Genomic DNA, 17,486 nt, shown 5'->3' on the forward strand with positions numbered 1-17,486 from the left:
GATGAATGAGCACGCCCTCCACCCCCTCCCCCGCAGGCGGGAGAGGGGCTTTGAGCAAAGAGCCGATGCCGATCTGAACCCCACCCCCGCCTGCGGGAGCGGGGGTGGGGTGAGGGTCGCTTTCGCTTTACCAGGTCTTCCGCAGCGGATGCGCTTCGGTGTTGAACACCACGCCGTCGAAGTCCAGGGTCTTGGCCGGCGCGAACAGCAGGTAGTAGTACTTGAAGGTCTCGGCGAACAGGAAGCTCTCCATCGAGTCGTCCTTCTCCTTGCTGCGCACATCCTTCAGCGCGGCAAAGCCGTGCTCGGTGCGGGTGTGCTTGACGAAGTCGTCGAAGAACTCCTTGCCCATGCCGCGGTAGCGGGTGTCACCGGTGTAGTGGTGCAGGTAGTAGGCCGACTCGACGATCTCCGGACGCAGCGCGTAGCCCGGCGAGCGCACTTCCATCGCCGCGTAGTCCAGCGACTCCGGCTCGATGCCGTGCAGGCGCCACATCTTCAGGTTGGACTCCTGCAGGCGCTTGGCGCGGTCCAGGTCGCCGCCCAGCGCGAGCAGGCCCGGCATGAACGCATCCAGCGCGCCGTAGGTGGTGGAGGTGCGCGCGCCGGTGTTCATGTCGGCGTGGCCGTACCACAGCTCGCCTTCACGCACCTCGTCGGCCAGGTACTGGTTCAGCGGGCCGATGCTCTCGTCCCACATGCGCTTGCAGTCCTCGTCGCCGAACAGCTTCCAGCACTTGAGCAGGTACTCGTAGTACGAGTCGATGCCGCCGGCGATGGAGGCATCGGTGTTGGTCCACTCGCCGGTCTCGACGTTGATGTTCAGGCCGACCAGGCCGATCTTGGAGCGGCGGTTGTGGGTTTCCACCAGCGCGCGCTTGGCCTTGTCGTAGTAGGCCTGCTTGCCGGTGAGCTTGGCCAGGGTGCCGAACTCCAGCAGCAGCGTGCCGGTCTCGGCCGGGTTGCTGATGGTGCCGCTGGTCTTGCCGGTGCGCAGGTTGACGTGGGTGTACGGCAGGCCGGTGGGGCTGTCGAACACCGGCGACAGGCGCGTGCCCAGGTCATCGGCGAGCTTGAGCAGGCGCTCGTCGTTGGTCATCTGGTAGGCCGACAGCAGGCCACCCAGCAGGCGGATGGTGACCTCGAAGTTCTGCACGTCGATGTCCTGGTCGAAGGACAGCTGGCTGACGATCAGCTCGCGCGCTTCGTTGGCTTCCTTGTCCATGCCCAGCAGCAGCAGGGTATCCAGGGCATCGACCGGCGACATCAGCAGCGGCTGCGGGTACCAGTCGCGCGGCTTGGCGCTGAGCGGTTTCAGGTCATCGTGGCCCTTGGCGTACTGCATGTAACCCTGCCAGGCGTGGCGGGTGGCTTCGCGGACCTGTTCGGCCATGCGTGCCGCTTCGGCCTCGTCGACGGCCGGCACGGTGGCCAGGGCGGGCGTGGCAGCGGCGGCGGCCGGTGCGGCGGGCGTGCTGTCGCTCGGGGCGGGCGACGGGTTGCAGGCGCTCAGCGCCAGCATCAGGGCGGCGACCAGCGGGGCGGTGCGCAGGGCTCGGTTCATCATCGGGTCCTCGGAGTGGGAACGTCTTGCGGTGGTGCAAGGGTGGAGTGCAGCGTGTCGCCCAGCGTCTGCAGACGCAGCGCGGCACGCAGGGTCGACAGGTCGGCGCGGCTGCGCACGACCACGTCACGGGGGGAAGCGGGCAGCAGGTCGAAGGCGTTGTCCTCAACGCGCGCATCGACGTTGCCGAAATCAATCCACAGCGCACGCGCCAGTGAGGGGCTGCGCAGGCGCAGCAGGTAATGGTCGCCCTGTGCGACGAGCGCGCTGGCCACCTGCCCGGCCGCCAGTGGCTGGTCCTTGGCGGCGGCGAAGTAGACGACCCGCTCGGCGATGACCGTATCGTCCTGCAACAGCTCGAACATGGCCAGGCTGCGCCGCGGATCGGCCCCCTGCAGCAGCGCAGCATCGCTCAGGCGCGCGACCTCGGTGGCCGCCTGCGCGGCCAGCGTCACCGCCTGTTGCTGCTGGTGGAGCTGCCTGCCGTCGACATCGAGCACGCGGATCCGTAGCTGTGCCTGCAGCGCGCTGCGGCCGTCATTGAGCAGGCTGACCCGGGTCACGCCCTCGTCACGCAGCGCCGCCACCGCGACATCGGCGAAGAAGCGCCGCGCATGGAAGTGCAGCGCCTTCCAGTGCCCGTAGTAGTCCACGCTCGACCACGACGCACCGGGCCAGACATCGTTGAGCTGCCAGTACAGCGATCCCATCGTGTACGGCCGCGAGGCGCGGTGGTGCAACGCCGCCAGCGCGATGCCCTCGGCCTGCATCACCCGGCTCAGGTAGACGAAGTCGGCGAACGAACGCGGCGTGCCGTACTCCATCTGGATGTAGTGCAGCAGCCGCTCGTTGCCCTTGCCGGCCATGAACTTCTGGTGTGCCTGGATCACCGGGCCGTCGATCTGCTGTTCCTGGCCGGTCGCGAAGGCATCGATGGTGGATTGTTGCGGCCACGCCTGCAGCCCGTACTCGGACATGAAGCGCGGCGTCTCGCGCAGGTAGGCGGTCACCGGCAATGCCGGGTTGCCCCATACCTGCCAGTAGTGCTTGTCGCCGCGCGTGGAATCATTGGCCTTGGCATCGAGGTCGTTGCTCGGCGAGCTGGACCAGTACGGCACGCCCAGGCCTTCCTCGGCCACCACGGCGCGCAGGTCGGTGCCGAACAGGTCCACGTAGCCCTGCCAGACCTTGGCCGCGAACACCGGGTCGGCGGCGGTCAGGTCCTTGCCGTGGCCCCAGTCCTTCCACGCGGTTTCTTCCTCGTTGTTGCCACACCACAGCACGATGCTGGGGTGGTGGCGCAGCCGGCGCACGTTGTCGCGCGCCTCGGCCACCACGCTGGCGCGGAACGCCGGGTCGTAGCCGGGCTGCATGCCGCCGCCGAACATGAAGTCCTGCCAGACCAGCAGGCCGAGCTCGTCGGCGATGTCGAAGAACGCATCATCCTCGTAGTAACCACCGCCCCAGTTGCGCAGCATGTTCATGTTGGCATCGCGCGCGGCCTGCAGGTCGCGGCGCAGGCGTTCGCGCGTGACCCGCGCCGGGAACGCATCGAACGGGATCACGTTGGCGCCCTTGGCGAATACCGGCACACCGTTGATGACGAAGCTGAAGCCCTGCCCGCCCTGCGCATCGTTCTCACGGCGCAGCTCCACCGTGCGCAACCCGGTGCGCAGGCGTGCCTGTTGTTCATCGCTACGGCCACCTTCGACACGCGCCTGCACCGTGTAGCGGTCCTGCGCGCCCTGTCCCACCGGCCACCAGCGACGCGGCTGCTCGATAGTGACCGGCAGCTGCAGGTCATTGCTGCCGGGGCGCAGCATCAGCTGCCGCTCGATGCGCTGCACGCGCTTTCCGTCCGGGTCCAGCACGTCCACGGCCACGCTGGCGTTGCTGGCGGCGTCGCCTTGCTCGACCTGTAGCAGCACCGTCAGCGCGGCATGTGCCTCGTCCAGCGTGTCGGTGCGCACGGCCAGGTCGGTGATGCGGTTGTCGTCCCAGCTGGACAGCTGCACCGCGCGCCAGACACCGGCGGTGACATAGCGCGGGCCCCAGTCCCAGCCGAAGTGGTAGGCCGGCTTGCGCACGAAGTTGCCGACCATCGCGTCCTTCGGCTCGTCGCCGTAGGGCGAGGGATAGTTGCCGGCAATCTTGTGCGGCATCGCCTGCACCTGCGGCAGCAGCGTGCGGATCGGCGAGCGGAACACGATGCGCAGCTCGTTGCCGGTGGCCTTCAGCCGCCCATCGACGCGCGCGCGCCAGGTGCGGTGGGCATTGTCGGCGCGCAGCAGTGGCGCACCGTTGAGGCTGACCTCGGCAAACGTATCCAAGCCGTCGAAGCGCAGTTCGGCATGGCGGCGCTTGAGCGTGGTCGCCTCCACGTCGAAGCGGGCGCGGTATTCCCAGTCGCCCAGGCCGATCCACTGCAGGCCGGCCTCGGCCGCGCCGACGTAGGGGTCGCCGATCACGCCGGCGGCCTGCAGGTCGGTATGCACGCTGCCCGGCACCTGTGCCGGCCGCCACGCATCCAGCCCCGGATGGGCCTGCAGCTGCGCATCGCCCGGCAGCAGCCGGAAGCTCCACTGCGCCTGCAGGGGAGCCGCCGACGCAACGCCCGCCACGGTGCACGACACCGCCAGCAGGGCCAGCCAACCGAACCGGATGAAACGATTTTGTATCGATCCAAATTTCGTGCGCACGTACTGCATGCGAGCTCCTTCGTGCTGCCGGTTGCGGGAGGGCCACGCCTTCCGGCGTGTCGTTCATTGCGTCCACGGCGCCGGGGTGCCGCGGCGATTGCCGGTGATGCCGGGACGCCCGCAGTCACGCAGGCGTCCGCTGTTCAGTGCTGCTCAGTGCGCGCCACGCACCACGTTCAACACTTCGTGGCAGGCACCCATGGTGTGGTAATCGGTCTTGCCGGCCGGGCTCTTCTCGTTGCTGTACTTGCGGTTGTCGGCATCGAGGATGCGGAACCAGGCACCGTAGGTGTGGTCGACCATGTGTTCCCACGAATACGCCCACAGCCGCTCGTACCACTGCCAGTAGGCATCGTCGCCGGTGCGCTGGGCCAGCAACGCGGCCGCGGCCAGCGACTCGGCCTGCACCCAGAAGTACTTATCGTCGTCGCAGACGAAGCTGTCGGTGCCGATCGGCGCACCGTGCATGTCCGGCTGGCGTCGGGCTTCCGGCGCGAAGCCGTAATACAGGCCACCGCGCGTGGCGTCCCAGGAATTGGCCACCGCCACGTCGAACAGGTGGCGTGCGGTCGGTACCAGCCAATCGGCCTGCACGTGGCGGTCCAGGATCATCAGCAGCTTGGCCCACTCGGTCTGGTGGCCGGGCTGGAAGCCCCACGGGCGGAACAGGTGCTTGGGATTGTCCAGGTTGTAATCCCAGTCGATGTTCCACGCGGTGTCGTAGTGCTCCCACACCAGGCCACCGGCCTTGGCAGCCTGGCGGCGGGTCATGTTGTCGGCCAGCTGCAGCGCACGGTCCAGGTAGCGCTGCTCGCCGCTGGCTTCGAACGCGGCCAGCATCGCCTCGCACATGTGCATGTTGGCGTTCTGGCCGCGGTAGCCGGTGAAGTTCCACTGCGCATCGGCCTCGTCGCGGTACAGGCCGTGCGGCGCTTCCCAGAAGTGCCGCTCCAGCAGCTTCCAGGTCTCGTCCATCCATTCCCGGCCCTGCGCGATGCCGGCTTTCAGCGCACAGCTGTAGGCCAGCAGCACGAAGGCCAGGCCGTAGCAGTGGTTCATGTCGTCCTCGACCTTGCCATCGCGCAGGGTCCAGGCGTAGCCGCCGGTGGCCGGGTTGCGGTGCACGTTGCGCAGGTAGTCCACGCCGTGCTTCACCGCGGCCAGGTATTCGGCGTTGCCGAACTCGCGGTAGGCCATCGCATAGTTGAAGACGAAGCGCGTGCTGCTGACCAGGTGGCGGTGGCTGGCGTCATACACCGTGCCGTCGTCCAGGTAGTAGTGGAAGAAGCCGCCGTTCGGGTCGATGCAGTGCGGGTGGTAGAACGCCATCGTGCTGGCGATGTGGGCGCGCAGGAACTCCGGCGAGCGGAACGCGGGCGATGCGGTGGTCATGCGGTTTGCTCCTGTTGCTGCAGCAGGTGGTGCACTTCGGCACGGTCGGGCATCGCGGCGAACGCGCCCTTGCGGGTGACCGCCAGCGCGCCGACGGCGGCACCGAAGCGCAGGGTATCGGTGATGGCCTGCGGGTTGGCGCAGAACGCGGCAAAGCCCTGGCCGGACCCCTCGCGCTCGCTCATCGCCACCAGCACTCCGCCGACGAAGGCATCGCCGGCCGCAGTGGTATCCACGGTCGCCACCTTGAAGCTGGGCACCTGGCCATGGCCGTGCCGGGTATGCCATCGCAGCGGCGCGGCGCCGTCGGTGATGATCACCCAACCGGCACGCGCGGCCAGCAGGCGCGCGATCACCCGGGCTTCGCCATCCTCGCCCAGCGGCGCGGCCAGGTAGTCCAGTTCCTCGCGCGAAAGCTTGACCAGGTCGGCACGCTCCAGCGCCTGCCACAGCCACGGCGTGGGATCGGCATCGGCCGGCCACAGCGCCGGGCGCAGGTTGAGGTCCAGGCTGACCATGGCACCGGCCGCGCGCGCGCGGTCCATGCCGGCGTAGGTGGCCGCGGCAATGGCCGGCTCGGTCAGGCTGTTGGAGCAGACGTGGAAGCAGGCCGTCCCGTCGAAGCAGGCCGGCACGAAATGCGCGTCACGGAACAGCAGGTCCGCCGCCGGCGGGCGATAGAAGCTGAAGCTGCGCTCGCCGGCGGCATCCAGCGCCACGAACGCCAGCGCGGTCTTGGCCGCATCGGTACGCACCACGCAGTCGGTCGCCACGCCGGCCTGCGCCAGGCTCTCGGCGAGGAAGTCACCAAACATGTCGCGGCCCAGCATGCCGGCGAAATGGCTGCTGGCACCCAGCCGCGCGGCGGCCACCGCGACGTTGGCCGGCGCGCCACCGGCGTACTGCAGGAACGCGCGCGGGGTATCCGGCGTGGCCGGCGGCTGCGCGAGTAGATCGATCAAAATTTCGCCGAAACAAACAATCTTGCCCATCTGGCCTCAGTCTCCTTGGGCGATGACGGCGGCGGGCGACATGCCCGTCCTGCCATGGGATAGCGGATGGCCGCACTGCGGCACGAAACCTTCGTCACCGGACCACGCGCCGGCAACGGAGGTGTAGGGAAAACCTGGCCCTGCCCCGTCCTGCCGGGGGCCGGAGCGGTTGGCGCACGGGGATGGCATGCGTGGATTACTCATGGCTGGCTCACGCGGCCCCAGCGGTGGCCGCGCCGCGGCGGGCACCGAACAGGCCATAGAAGATGATGTAGCCGTAGCACAGCAGCGGCAGCACGAACGAATGGTGCAGACCGATGCGGTCAGCCAGCTGGCCCTGCAGGTACGGCACGATCGCACCACCGACGATGGCCATGATCAGCAGGCTCGAACCCTTGCTGGTCAGCGGCCCCAGGCCCTCGATGCTGAGCGCGAAGATGGTCGGGAACATGATCGAGTTGAACAGGCCGACGGCGATCAGGCTGTACACGGCAGGCATGCCGGTGCTGCTCATGGTGGTTACCAGCAGCACGATGTTCACCGTCGCGAAGATCGCCAGCAGCTTGCGCGGTGACAGGTTGACCATCAACGCCGAGCCGGCGAAGCGTCCCACCATCGCCAGGAACCAGTACGCCATCAGGTACTTCGAGGCCTGCGCTTCGGTGATGCCACCGATCTCCGGCAGCGAGAAGTAGTTGACCATCAGGCTGCCAACCGCCACTTCCGCACCCACGTAGAAGAAGATGCCGAGCACGCCCAGCACCAGGTGGCGATGGCGCAGCACGTCGGCCCAGGTGTGCGAGCCCGCGTCGGCCTTCTCGGTGGTCTCGGTGAGCCTGGGCAGGCGGAACAGGAACACGAACACCGCCAGCAGGAACAGGAAGATGCCCAAGCCCAGATAGGGCCCCTGCACCGCACTGGCCTCGTGGGCGAAGTACGCCGCGCGCTCGGCGTCCGGCAGCACCGCGATCTGGTCGGTGGTCTTGACCGTGTTGGACAGGATCAGCACGCCACCGAAGTACGGCGCCAGCGTGGTGCCCAGCGAGTTCATCGCCTGCGCCAACGTCAGCCGGCTGGAACTGGTGCGCTCCGGGCCCAGCAGCGCCACGTACGGGTTGGCCGCCACCTGCAGCACGGTAATGCCGGTGGCCAGCACGAACAACGCGGTCAGGAACGCGCCATACACGCGCAGTTCCGCCGCCGGCCAGAAGCCGATGGCGCCGATGCCGGCGATCACCAGCCCGATCACGATGCCCTGTTTGTAGCCCACGTGCGCGACCAGCCGACCGGCTGGCAACGACATCAGGAAGTACGCGCCGAAGAAGGTGAACTGCACCAGCATCGCCTGCGCGAAGTTGAGCTGGAACACGCTCTTCAGGTGCGGGATCAGGATGTCATTGAGGCAGGTCAGGAAGCCCCACATGAAGAAGATCGTGGTGACCACCGCCAGCGCCACCTTGGTGTTGACCACCGGTGCTGCAGCTGTGGATCTCAGCGGGGATGGAGGAAGTGTCGGCATGGGAAGGCGCCTTGCGGTGGATGCGGTGGAAGGGGGCGGTCAGCGTGGCAACGCCGCGCTGCTCTCACGGACACGCAGCTGCACCGGCGCGACCACGCGCATCGGAGCCGCGTCAGGGTTGTCCAGGCGCTGCAGCAACAGCGACGCCGCCTGCCGGCCACGCTCGCGCGGGTCGGCGGTCAGCGTGGTCAGCGGCGGGACCGCCACCGACGCTTCGGAGATGTCGTCGAAACCGGTCACCGCGAAGTCGGCGCCGGGACGGATGCCACGCGAGGTCAGGCCCAGCATCAGGCCGAGGGCGACGGTGTCGTTGTAGCAGACCGCGGCGCTGGGACGCTGGCCACCCTCGAACAGCTCGCCGGTGCGTGCGGCGGCCTCCAGGCGGTTCGGTGCCGATTCGATCAGCCAGTCCTGGCGCAGATCCAGGCCTGCTTCGGACAGCGCGCGTTGGTAACCGATGCGGCGCTGGTGGCACGAGCTCGACGCGGCATGCCCACCGAAGAAGGCGATGTCGCGATGGCCCTGCTCGATCAGGTGACGGGTGGCCAGGTAGGCACCGTTCTGGTTGTCCATGGTCAGGAAGTCCCAGTCGGCGCCTTCCAGCTCGCGGTTGAACAGCAGCACGTTGGCGTTGACGCCGAGCACCTGGCGCAGCGCCTGGGTGTCGCTGCCTTCGGCCGGCGACAGGATGAAGCCGGTCGGGGTGTGTTCCATCAGCGTGGACAGCACCGCCTGCTGCCGTGCCGGCGATTCGGAGGTACTGCCCAGCAGCGTGACATACCCTTTCTCGCCCAGGGCTTCGTCCACGCCGGAAGCGAATTCGGCGAAGAACGGGTTGGACAGGTCGTTGATCACCAGCGCGATCGAGGAGGAGGTGCGGCGGCGCAGGTTGGCCGCGGTGCGGTTGTATACGTAGCGCTGGCGGCGCAGCTCCGCCTCCACCTTGGCGCGCGTGTCCACGTTGACCAGTGGGCTGCCACGCAGCACCAGCGACACCGTCGCACGTGACACGCCCACCGCCTGGGCGATGTCGGTCACGGTCACCGCACGTTTTGCTTCCTTGCCGGCGCGCTGGCTGGCGGCGGGTTTCTTATCGTTCATGGCTCAGGCTGACGGCTCGATTCGCGGAAATCCTAAAGGATCGGGGCAGCGCGTCGACGCGCCCTGCCCGGACCCACTGGCAACGGCGTCGCAGCAGCTCACTTCATTTCACTGCCCGGCGTGGCGCAATAGGACACCGGCAGATCCGCAATGGCCGTACCCCAGCCCTGCGTCGGAACGTCTTCGCCCAGCTGGAACTCCACCGTCCCACCCTTGCTCAGCCGCTCCCAGTCGAGCCACACCGTGTTGAGCGGCTTGCCCTCGAACTGGACGGCGTGAATGTACTGCAAGCGATTCCCATCGGCACGCTGTGCCCTCAGCTGCAGCCGCTTTCCGTTGCCGAGATTGATTTCAGCGCTGGAAAACCGCGGCGTATGCAGCAGGAACTGTCCCGTACCCGGTACCGCCGGATACAGCCCCAGGGCACTGAACAGATACCAGGCCGACATCGTGCCCAGGTCGTCGTTGCCGGTCACGCCGTTGGGCGCGTTGGTGAACAACTGCTGCGCCGCGCGCACCACGGTGGCCGTCTTCCACGGCTGGCCGATCAGCGTGTACATCCACGGTGCATGCAGGTCCGGCTCGTTGTTGGGGTTGTAGCGGTACTGGTTGTAGTAGCTGTACGGCCCGACCACCCATTCCTTGCGCGCGGCGGTCTGCGGCGACTTGAGCAGTTCGCCATAGGCGAAGAACGCATCCAGCCGGCGACCGGCCTCCTCGCGGCCATGCATCGCCGTCACCAGGCCCGGGATGTCCTGCTGCGCCAGCCACTGGTACTGCCAGGCGGTGCCTTCGTGGAAGCCATGCTGCGAGCGCGGGCTGTAGTGGCCATCGGCCGGCGTGTACCACTGGCCGCCTTCGGCGCGCGGACGCGGGAAGCCACTGAAGCCGGCCTCGGCGTCACGCACGTCGGCGTCCCACACCTTGTGCCAGTTGCCGCCACGGGCGCGCAGCACCTGCGCATCGTCGGCATGGCCCAAGCCATCGGCCATCTGTGCCAGCGCGCAATCGGCCAAGGCGTACTCCAGCGTGGCCGAGCCGCCGTGGTGCGGGTCCACGTCCATGCCCCTGGACGGGAATGCGCGGTCATAGGCGACGTACCCGTCGGCAAGATAGGTGGCATTGCCCGAGCGGCCGGCATGGCGCGAGTTGATCGGCGGCATTGAGAACGCATTGCGGCGCAGCGCGGTCCAGGCCTCGGCCTCGCGGCCGGTCAATGCACCGAAACGCCACAGGTCGACCAGGAACGGCGTCACCGGGTCACCGGTCATCACGTTGGTCTCGAAGTTGGCGTAGCCCCAGCGCGGCAGCCAACCGCCCTGCGCATCGATGGCCAGCACGCTGCGCGCGATGTCACGTGCCACGTCCGGGCGGGTCAGCGCCAGCCACTGGTTCTGCGAGCGGTAGGTGTCCCACAGCGAGAAGTACTCGTAGTAGGTCCAGCCATCGGCACGGTGGATCGCATCGTCGTAGCCGCGATAGCGCCCATCGGCGTCACTGCCGGTCATCGGCTGCAACAGCGCGTGGTACAGCGCGGTGTACAGCACCACGCGGTCATCGGCACTGGCGCCCTGGACGCGCACGCTGTCCAACTGCTCACGCCAGCTCTGCTGGGACAGCGCGCGCATGCGATCGAAGCCGAGCAGGCGGTCGCCCTGCTTGCCGTCGGCGCGCAGGTTGTTGCGCGCGCCCTCGGCGTCCACGTGCGAGATCGCGCTGGTGGCGGTCACGCTGCGACCGTCGGCCAGGTCGAAGCTCAACCAGGCGCCGTTGGGCTTGAGTTCGCCTTCCATGCTGTGCCGCGCATCGGGCAGGCCGCCGTTCTCGCCCCAGGTGCCATGCGCCTTGAACGGGCGGTCGAACTCGATGCGGAACCACGTCGTGTACTGGTGTCCGCCGCAGAAGCTCTTGGTCACCAGTTTGCCCTCCACCGCGCGGTCGCCGACCACGTCGACGACGCTGCCGATGACCGAGTGCCGCTCGTTGGCCTGGCCAACGTTGACCAGCACATGGCCCAGCCCGCTGCCGGCGGTGAACGTATACCGCTCGGCCGCGGCACGGGTGCGCGCGGTGGTCTCCACGTCGATGCCGCCGTAGTCGGTCAGGCGCACCTTGTAGTAGCCGGCCTGGCCCACTTCGCCGTCGTGCGCATAGGCCGAGGCGTAGCTCTTGTGGTCGAAGCGCTTGGCATCGCGGGTGTCGAAGTCGCCGCCCGGACCGATGCTGCCGGTCACCGGCAGGACCGAGACCTGCCCGCCCTGTTCCCAGCAGCCGGCGCCGGAGATGAAGGAGTGGCCAAAGCCGCGGATCTTCTCGTCGTCGTAGCGCCAGCCCGAGTAGTGGCTGCCGATCGGGCTGACCTGGATCAGGCCGAACGGGGCCGACGCCCCCGGGAACGTATTGCCGTCGTCCTTGCTGCCGATGAAGGTGTTGACCTCGCGCTCCAGCGCCACCGGCGCGGCCTGCAGCAGCGGGACCACGGACAGGGCCAGCACGCAGGCCAGGCGCGCCAGCGGCCGGGGCCGGATCAGGCGGGAGGAAACAGACGGCAATCGGCTCATGCGATGGATCCTTTGGGTCGATGTCGGTACGGCGTCGTCAGGTTGGCCCGGCCGAAGCCGGGCCTGTGAGGCCGGCCCGTCCGTCGGCAGGACGGGGGAGAGAGTCGGCCTCAACAAGCGGGCAGGCGGCTGCCGATGGAAAAGCCCAGCGGCGGCGATCAGGTGGACAACAGCATCGATCAGCTGCCGATCAGCCCGCCATGAAGGCAGTAAAACCAGCATTTCAATCGCTGCAGGTCCGCCCTCCTGCAAATTTAGATCGATTTAAGTAGAACACGAGATTTTCTGGACTTGCATTCTGCGGCGCACCATTGCGCCTGCGGATCGCCCCACGCGTCACCCGGTGCCCGCCCCCTCCCGGACCGGACACCCCTGACCTGAGCCCCCTGCCGCGACATCGGCCCGGACGGCCGGGCCTGGCTCATATTGCGCAGCAGCATGCGTCGCACCCGGCTGCTGTGGTAAAAATTTGCCGCCAATCGTTTAGATCGATCCAAATAACTCGGTCGCGATTGCCTGATCGTGAAAGGCGCAAAGGACCGAGGCAACGCCACGGGAAACACCTGCAACGTCAAAAAGAAATCGGCTTCAAAAATTAGATCGATTCAAGTTTCCGTATCAGCTACCAGTTCAATCCAGGAGAGGGAGAGAGTGGAATGAAACAGATCACCCGCATGCAGGGCCGCGACGCATTGTCCGCCGCCATTGCCGCTGCATTGTTCGCCGTCGCGATCGCACCGGGCGCGGCGTTCGCACAACAGGCTGCCACGCAGCCCGACGCCACCACGCTGGACAGCGTGACCGTCACCGGCTACCGCTACGCCATCGAGAAGAGCCTGGAACAGAAGCGTGATGCCAACGCCGTGGTCGAGGTGATCACCGCCGAGGACGTGGGCAAGTTCCCCGACAAGAACGTCGCCGACGCGCTGCAGCGCGTGCCCGGCGTGATCATCACCCGCAGCGGCGGCGAAGGTAAGAACGTCAGCGTGCGCGGCCTGTCCTCGGAGCTGACACTTACCGAGTTGAACGGCAACTACGTGGCCACCGCCGAATCCAACGGCGACCCCACCCGTTCGTTCAATTACACGCTGCTGCCGTCGAACATGCTGGGCAGCGCCGAGCTGTTCAAGTCGCCGGAAGCCCGCATCGACGAAGGCGGCATCGGCGGCACGGTGATCCTGCACACGCGCCGCCCGCTGGACATGGAAGCCAACACCGGCTTCGTCTCGGTTGAAGGCACCTGGGCAGACACCACCGAGAAGGCCGACGGCCAGCTCTCCGCCTCCTACGCCTGGCATGACAAGGACGACCGCTTCGGCGTGTTCGTCGGTTATACCAACCAGAAGCGCACCACTCGCACCCTGGGCGCCAGCACCGAAGGCTGGTCCTGGTATGGCCGTGACGAAGGCGGCACTGCGGTTGACGTCAACGGCAACCCCTCCGACTTCAACTCCAACTGGTGGGGCGGCACTGGCTTCTACGACCAGAGCGGCAAGTACTACACCGGCTTCATGATGCCCACCTCGGTGAACCTCGACGTCAAGGACGAGAAGCGCGAGCGCAAGGGCGGCCAGATAACGCTCCAGTTCAAGCCGCTGGACAACCTCACCCTGACCGCGAACTACTTCCGCTTCGACCTGTCGCAGGACTCCCAGACCCACACCATCAAGGTGCCGGAATGGAACATCGCCCGCTACTGGGGCGACGGCAACTGGGCCGGCGGACGCCTGCTCGATGGGCTGACCATGGACCCGAGCGGCACCATCGTCACCGGCGCCGACTACAGCCGGCATCCGGGCAAGACCTATTACTGCAGCGAGGACGAGGCCGCGGCAGGCGGCATGGCGCCTGGTGGCTGGGGTTCTGACGACTGCACCGTGCCGACCCCGCAGATCACCGGCAGCTACAACCTCGAAAAGGCACTGTCGCAGACCGCCGATTTCTCCGCCGAATGGCGCGGCGAGTCGGTCGACGTCGCCTTCAAGGGCGGGCGCACCTGGGCCAAGGGCGGCCCGTCGCTGCAGTTCTCGGTGCCACTCAAGCCGCGCAGCCAGAATGCGGACGGCAGCTGGAACCTCGGCAACCTGGCCAGCGCCTGGAGCTTGGCCGGCACGCCGTCGATGGCGTTCTCTCCGGAACTGATGCAGAACCTGAAGAACGGCATCCTGCAGGTTGACCTGGGCTCCACCGGCTCGTCGTGGACGCGCAACACCAACGAGCAGAAGTACGCCCAGATCGACACCACCTGGCACAACGACAGCGGCTTCCTGGAATCGCTGCAGTTCGGCGTCAAATACCGTGACGGCGGCATCCACCGCAGCACCGGCAACAGCTACTGGGCCTGCCCTGGCACCGATGCCAGCGACTACGAGAACCGCTACTGGAACGGCGGCTGCAACGACCTCGCTCTGCAGTTCTCGCCCGACTTCATCTACGGCATGGGCAACCTGGCAGGCGGCATCAATGCAAGCGCGTTCCCGGCCATCAACTACCCGGCCTACATCTCGTACCTGAACAAGACCTACGGGGGGATGCAGACCCGCAACGAGGACAACTTCGTCTACAACGTGGACGAAAAAATCTACTCCACCTACCTGCAGGCCAACTTCCGCACCGAGCGCCTGCGCGGCAACGTCGGCGTGCGCGTGGTCAGCACCCGCCAGCATGCCGACTCCACCGACAAGGTCACCTCGTACAACGATTACTTCTACGACGATGCCAATGGCAACCCGCTGGCCTGCCAGGCCGGCGACACGGTGCCCGGCGCCGCACCGGCACGTACCTACTGCGGCACCGAGGGCTACTGGCGCCTCTCCGACAGCGAAGCGCGCGCCGAGTCGTTCGCGGTCAGCGGCCTGGACCGCAACTACACCGACGTGCTGCCCAGCTTCAACCTGGCCTATGAACTGACCGAGAACCTGTTGCTGCGTGCAGCAGCCTCCAAGGTGATCGCGCGCCCGAGCTACAGCAACATCGCCGCACCGGGCAGCCTGGAATACTTCAGCCCCGAATACGTCAACGACCGCCGCCTCACCGGTGGTGCCAGTGAGCAGGGCTGGTACGGTTCTGGCAGCAACAAGAATCTGGAAGCCTACAAGGCCACCCAGTACGACATCGGCGTGGAATGGTACTTCCACCCCGGCTCAGTGCTGGGCCTGGGCCTGTTCCGCAAGGACGTCAGCAACTTCTCGGTACCGGTGGTGCAGGACGTCACGCAGAACGTCGGCGGCCAGACCGTCGTCGTGCAGAACTACTCCACCACGGCCGGTGGTCGTGACGCGGTGTCGCAGGGTCTGGAGTTCTACGCCCAGCATACGCTGGATTTCGGCCTGGGCTTCCAGGCGAACTACACCTGGAACGACACCAACGAAGCGGCGATCACCCTGGAAGACGGCACCCAGATCGGCAAGTCGCCGCTGGTTGGCAGCGCCGAGAACCAGGCCAACTTCACCGTGTTCTATGAAGTGGAAAAGCTGCTGCTGCGCGCCTCGTGGAACCGTCGCGGCGAAGTGGTGCAGGGCCTGATCAGTGGCCTGAACCTCTACCAGGAGCCCTACCAGCAGATCGATCTGAACGCCGCGTACAACATCACCCCGGCGCTGAGCCTGAGTGCCTCGGTATTGAACCTGACCAAGGAAGAGACGCGCACCCACCTGGGCAACGACACCAAGGCCCGCTTCTACTCCAACGGTTACGCGGGCCGTGTCGTCTACTTCGGCGTGAACTGGAAGTTCTAAGCCTCACACCTCCGCGCTGAACGCGCGGGGGCGCTCCTCCACGGCAGTCGCGCTGGTACCAGGCGGCTGCCGTTTCTTTTTCAGGAAGGGAAAGCGGGAAGCGCAGCCAACGCCAGCAAACCGCTTTGGCTTTGGCTTTGGCTTTGGACTTGGCTTTGGACTTGGCTTTGGCCTTGGCTTTGGACTTGGAATTTCCCTTCTCCCGCTGGCGGGGGAAGGTGCCCGAAGGGCGGATGGGGGCGCTGTTGCGGTTGCTCTTCAACCGAAACCCATAGCAGCACCGCGTCTTCTCGGAAAGCAGCGCTGAAAGCTCACCTCACCCCAGCCCCTCTCCCGCAAGAAACGGGAGAGGGGCTCCAGGAAAAGCCCAAGGCCGCGCGCTCAGGTCAACGCCGTCATAACCGCCGCCTGATACGCCGGGCGCGTCTTCAACCGCGCATACCACGCCTCCAGATGCGGTAGATCCGGCCGCTGGATGGGCATCTCGAACCAGGCATAGGCAAACGCGCCCAGCGGGATGTCGCCCATCGCGAACTGCTCGCCGGACAGCCATGGCTGCCGCGCAAGCTCGGCGTCGGCCAGCTTCAACAACTCGCCACAGCGCTGCAACGCGGCCGCGATGCGTACTTCATCGCGATCGGCCGGCGCAGTCCGCACCACACCCCAGAACAGGTCGCGGAACGCCACCGCGAAGCTGGAGATGGTCCAGTCCATCCACTTCTCGCTCTGCGCGCGCGCGGCGGCATCTTCCGGATACAACGTGCCCAGCGCGTAACGTGCGCTCAGGTAGCGCACGATGGCGTTGGACTCCCACACCGGCAGGCCGTTGTCCTCGATCACCGGGACCAGCCCGTTGGGGTTCATCGCCAGGTAGTCCGGTGACTGGGTGCCACCAAACGCGCCGCCGACCTCGATCGATTCGTACGGCAGGCCGATCTCCTCGGCACACCACAGCACCTTGCGCACATTGCTTGAATTGCGCCGACCCCAGATCTTCAACATCCGCTTGCTCCGTTGTGTTCGCTTTGCATCATTGAACTGATTGTCACGGCTTCGCCTCGGCCCGCTTCGTACTTGCCTTGCTTACCTTGCTCGCCTTGCGCGGCGCTGCACGCACGGCCGACGACTTGCCGTCCTTCTTGACCTCGAACAACCCGGTCGCCTTCATCAGGTCGCTCAACTTGCGATACCCGTAGTTGCGCGAATCGAACGAAGCGCGGTTGGCAATCTGGTTGCCCACCGCACTGAGCATCGCCCAGCCCTGTTCGTCGGCGGCAGCTTCCACCGCGCCGCGCAGCAGGTTGATCAGGCGCGTGTCACCGCGCAACTCGCCGCTGGAACGCGGCGTGATCGGGGCCGCTTCCGGGGGCGCTGCATTCGGCGCGCCCTCGCTGGCATTGGCCGCGGCCGGCACCGGCGCGGCCGCCACGGGCTCCGCGCTCGGCTCATGCGGCTCGGAGCGATCATTGCCCAGGGCTTCCAGGTAGATGAACTTGGAGCAGGCGTTGACGAAGGCCACCGGCGTTTTCTGCTCGCCGAAGCCGTACACCTTCACGCCGTCGGTCAGCAGCCGCATCACCAGCGGAGTAAAATCCGCATCGCTGGACACGATCGCAAACCCGTCCAGGTTGCGTGCGTACAGCAGGTCCATCGCATCGACCACCATCGCCATGTCCGAGGCGTTCTTGCCCTTGGAATAGGCGAACTGCTGGATCGGCCGGATCGCGAACTCATGCAGCACGTGTTCCCAGCCCTTCAGGCGCGGGTTCTTCCAGTCGCCATAGGCACGGCGCACGTTGGCCACGCCAAAGGCCGCCACCTCGACCAGGATTTCATCGATCTTCGATGCAGGCGCGTTGTCGGCATCGATCAACAAGGCAATCCGCTTCTCCGGCTCGGACATGACACAGCTCCATGACGA

Annotated in this window: 10 protein-coding genes; 1 reads left to right on the forward strand and 9 read right to left on the reverse strand. The window is 66.7% G+C overall.

The features are described 5' to 3' along the window. Positions 1 to 127: 127 nt before the first annotated feature. From IB227_RS13785 to IB227_RS13815, 7 genes are all read right to left on the reverse strand, one after another. A complete protein-coding gene (locus IB227_RS13785) occupies positions 128 to 1,564 on the reverse strand; it encodes a glycoside hydrolase family 47 protein (protein ID WP_225591825.1) in 1,437 nt (478 codons plus the stop codon). Continuing rightward, entirely contained in the window at positions 1,564 to 4,272 is a 2,709-nt protein-coding gene (locus IB227_RS13790) for a glycoside hydrolase family 2 protein (RefSeq protein WP_192287848.1), read from the reverse strand. Before IB227_RS13790 ends, IB227_RS13785 begins: the two co-directional genes overlap by 1 nt. A 144-nt stretch (positions 4,273 to 4,416) precedes the next feature. Continuing rightward, positions 4,417 to 5,655, reverse strand: a complete 1,239-nt coding sequence (locus tag IB227_RS13795) for an AGE family epimerase/isomerase (RefSeq protein WP_192287849.1) — start codon at positions 5,653 to 5,655, stop codon at positions 4,417 to 4,419. After that, positions 5,652 to 6,647 carry a carbohydrate kinase gene (locus IB227_RS13800; RefSeq protein WP_192287850.1) on the reverse strand — a complete coding sequence of 332 codons (996 nt, stop codon included), beginning with the start codon at positions 6,645 to 6,647 and terminating at the stop codon, positions 5,652 to 5,654. Before IB227_RS13800 ends, IB227_RS13795 begins: the two co-directional genes overlap by 4 nt. Before the next feature lie 211 nt (positions 6,648 to 6,858). Further along, a complete protein-coding gene (gene fucP / locus IB227_RS13805; protein WP_318639548.1) occupies positions 6,859 to 8,118 on the reverse strand; it encodes an L-fucose:H+ symporter permease in 1,260 nt (419 codons plus the stop codon). An 87-nt stretch (positions 8,119 to 8,205) separates the two neighbouring features. Then, a complete protein-coding gene (locus tag IB227_RS13810; RefSeq protein ID WP_132865885.1) occupies positions 8,206 to 9,267 on the reverse strand; it encodes a LacI family DNA-binding transcriptional regulator in 1,062 nt (353 codons plus the stop codon). Between the two features lie 98 nt (positions 9,268 to 9,365). Beyond that, positions 9,366 to 11,828 carry a GH92 family glycosyl hydrolase gene (locus tag IB227_RS13815; protein ID WP_192287852.1) on the reverse strand — a complete coding sequence of 821 codons (2,463 nt, stop codon included), beginning with the start codon at positions 11,826 to 11,828 and terminating at the stop codon, positions 9,366 to 9,368. Positions 11,829 to 12,484: 656 nt separating this feature from the next. On the opposite strand from IB227_RS13815, the gene IB227_RS13820 reads away from it, so the two are divergent. Continuing rightward, a complete protein-coding gene (locus IB227_RS13820; protein ID WP_192287853.1) occupies positions 12,485 to 15,565 on the forward strand; it encodes a TonB-dependent receptor in 3,081 nt (1,026 codons plus the stop codon). Positions 15,566 to 15,946: 381 nt separating this feature from the next. On the opposite strand, the gene IB227_RS13825 is transcribed toward IB227_RS13820, so the two are convergent. Further along, positions 15,947 to 16,567: a glutathione S-transferase gene (locus IB227_RS13825; protein ID WP_192287854.1), complete on the reverse strand. Its 621-nt coding sequence runs from the start codon at positions 16,565 to 16,567 to the stop codon at positions 15,947 to 15,949. A gap of 43 nt (positions 16,568 to 16,610) precedes the next feature. Beyond that, a complete protein-coding gene (locus IB227_RS13830) occupies positions 16,611 to 17,468 on the reverse strand; it encodes an NYN domain-containing protein (RefSeq protein ID WP_192287855.1) in 858 nt (285 codons plus the stop codon). Positions 17,469 to 17,486: the final 18 nt, after the last annotated feature.

This window comes from Stenotrophomonas sp. STM01 (assembly GCF_014852135.1).
GTDB classification, from domain to species: domain Bacteria; phylum Pseudomonadota; class Gammaproteobacteria; order Xanthomonadales; family Xanthomonadaceae; genus Stenotrophomonas; species Stenotrophomonas capsici.

What these genes read in the sequence shown, in the direction of transcription:
- IB227_RS13830 (WP_192287855.1), bottom strand. Translation starts at nt 17,468, where the DNA reads ATGTCCGAGCCGGAGAAGCGGATTGCCTTGTTGATCGATGCCGACAAC.
- IB227_RS13785 (WP_225591825.1), bottom strand. Translation starts at nt 1,564, where the DNA reads ATGAACCGAGCCCTGCGCACCGCCCCGCTGGTCGCCGCCCTGATGCTG.
- IB227_RS13825 (WP_192287854.1), bottom strand. Translation starts at nt 16,567, where the DNA reads ATGTTGAAGATCTGGGGTCGGCGCAATTCAAGCAATGTGCGCAAGGTG.
- IB227_RS13810 (WP_132865885.1), bottom strand. Translation starts at nt 9,267, where the DNA reads ATGAACGATAAGAAACCCGCCGCCAGCCAGCGCGCCGGCAAGGAAGCA.
- IB227_RS13795 (WP_192287849.1), bottom strand. Translation starts at nt 5,655, where the DNA reads ATGACCACCGCATCGCCCGCGTTCCGCTCGCCGGAGTTCCTGCGCGCC.
- IB227_RS13820 (WP_192287853.1), top strand. Translation starts at nt 12,485, where the DNA reads ATGAAACAGATCACCCGCATGCAGGGCCGCGACGCATTGTCCGCCGCC.
- IB227_RS13800 (WP_192287850.1), bottom strand. Translation starts at nt 6,647, where the DNA reads ATGGGCAAGATTGTTTGTTTCGGCGAAATTTTGATCGATCTACTCGCG.
- IB227_RS13790 (WP_192287848.1), bottom strand. Translation starts at nt 4,272, where the DNA reads ATGCAGTACGTGCGCACGAAATTTGGATCGATACAAAATCGTTTCATC.
- IB227_RS13815 (WP_192287852.1), bottom strand. Translation starts at nt 11,828, where the DNA reads ATGAGCCGATTGCCGTCTGTTTCCTCCCGCCTGATCCGGCCCCGGCCG.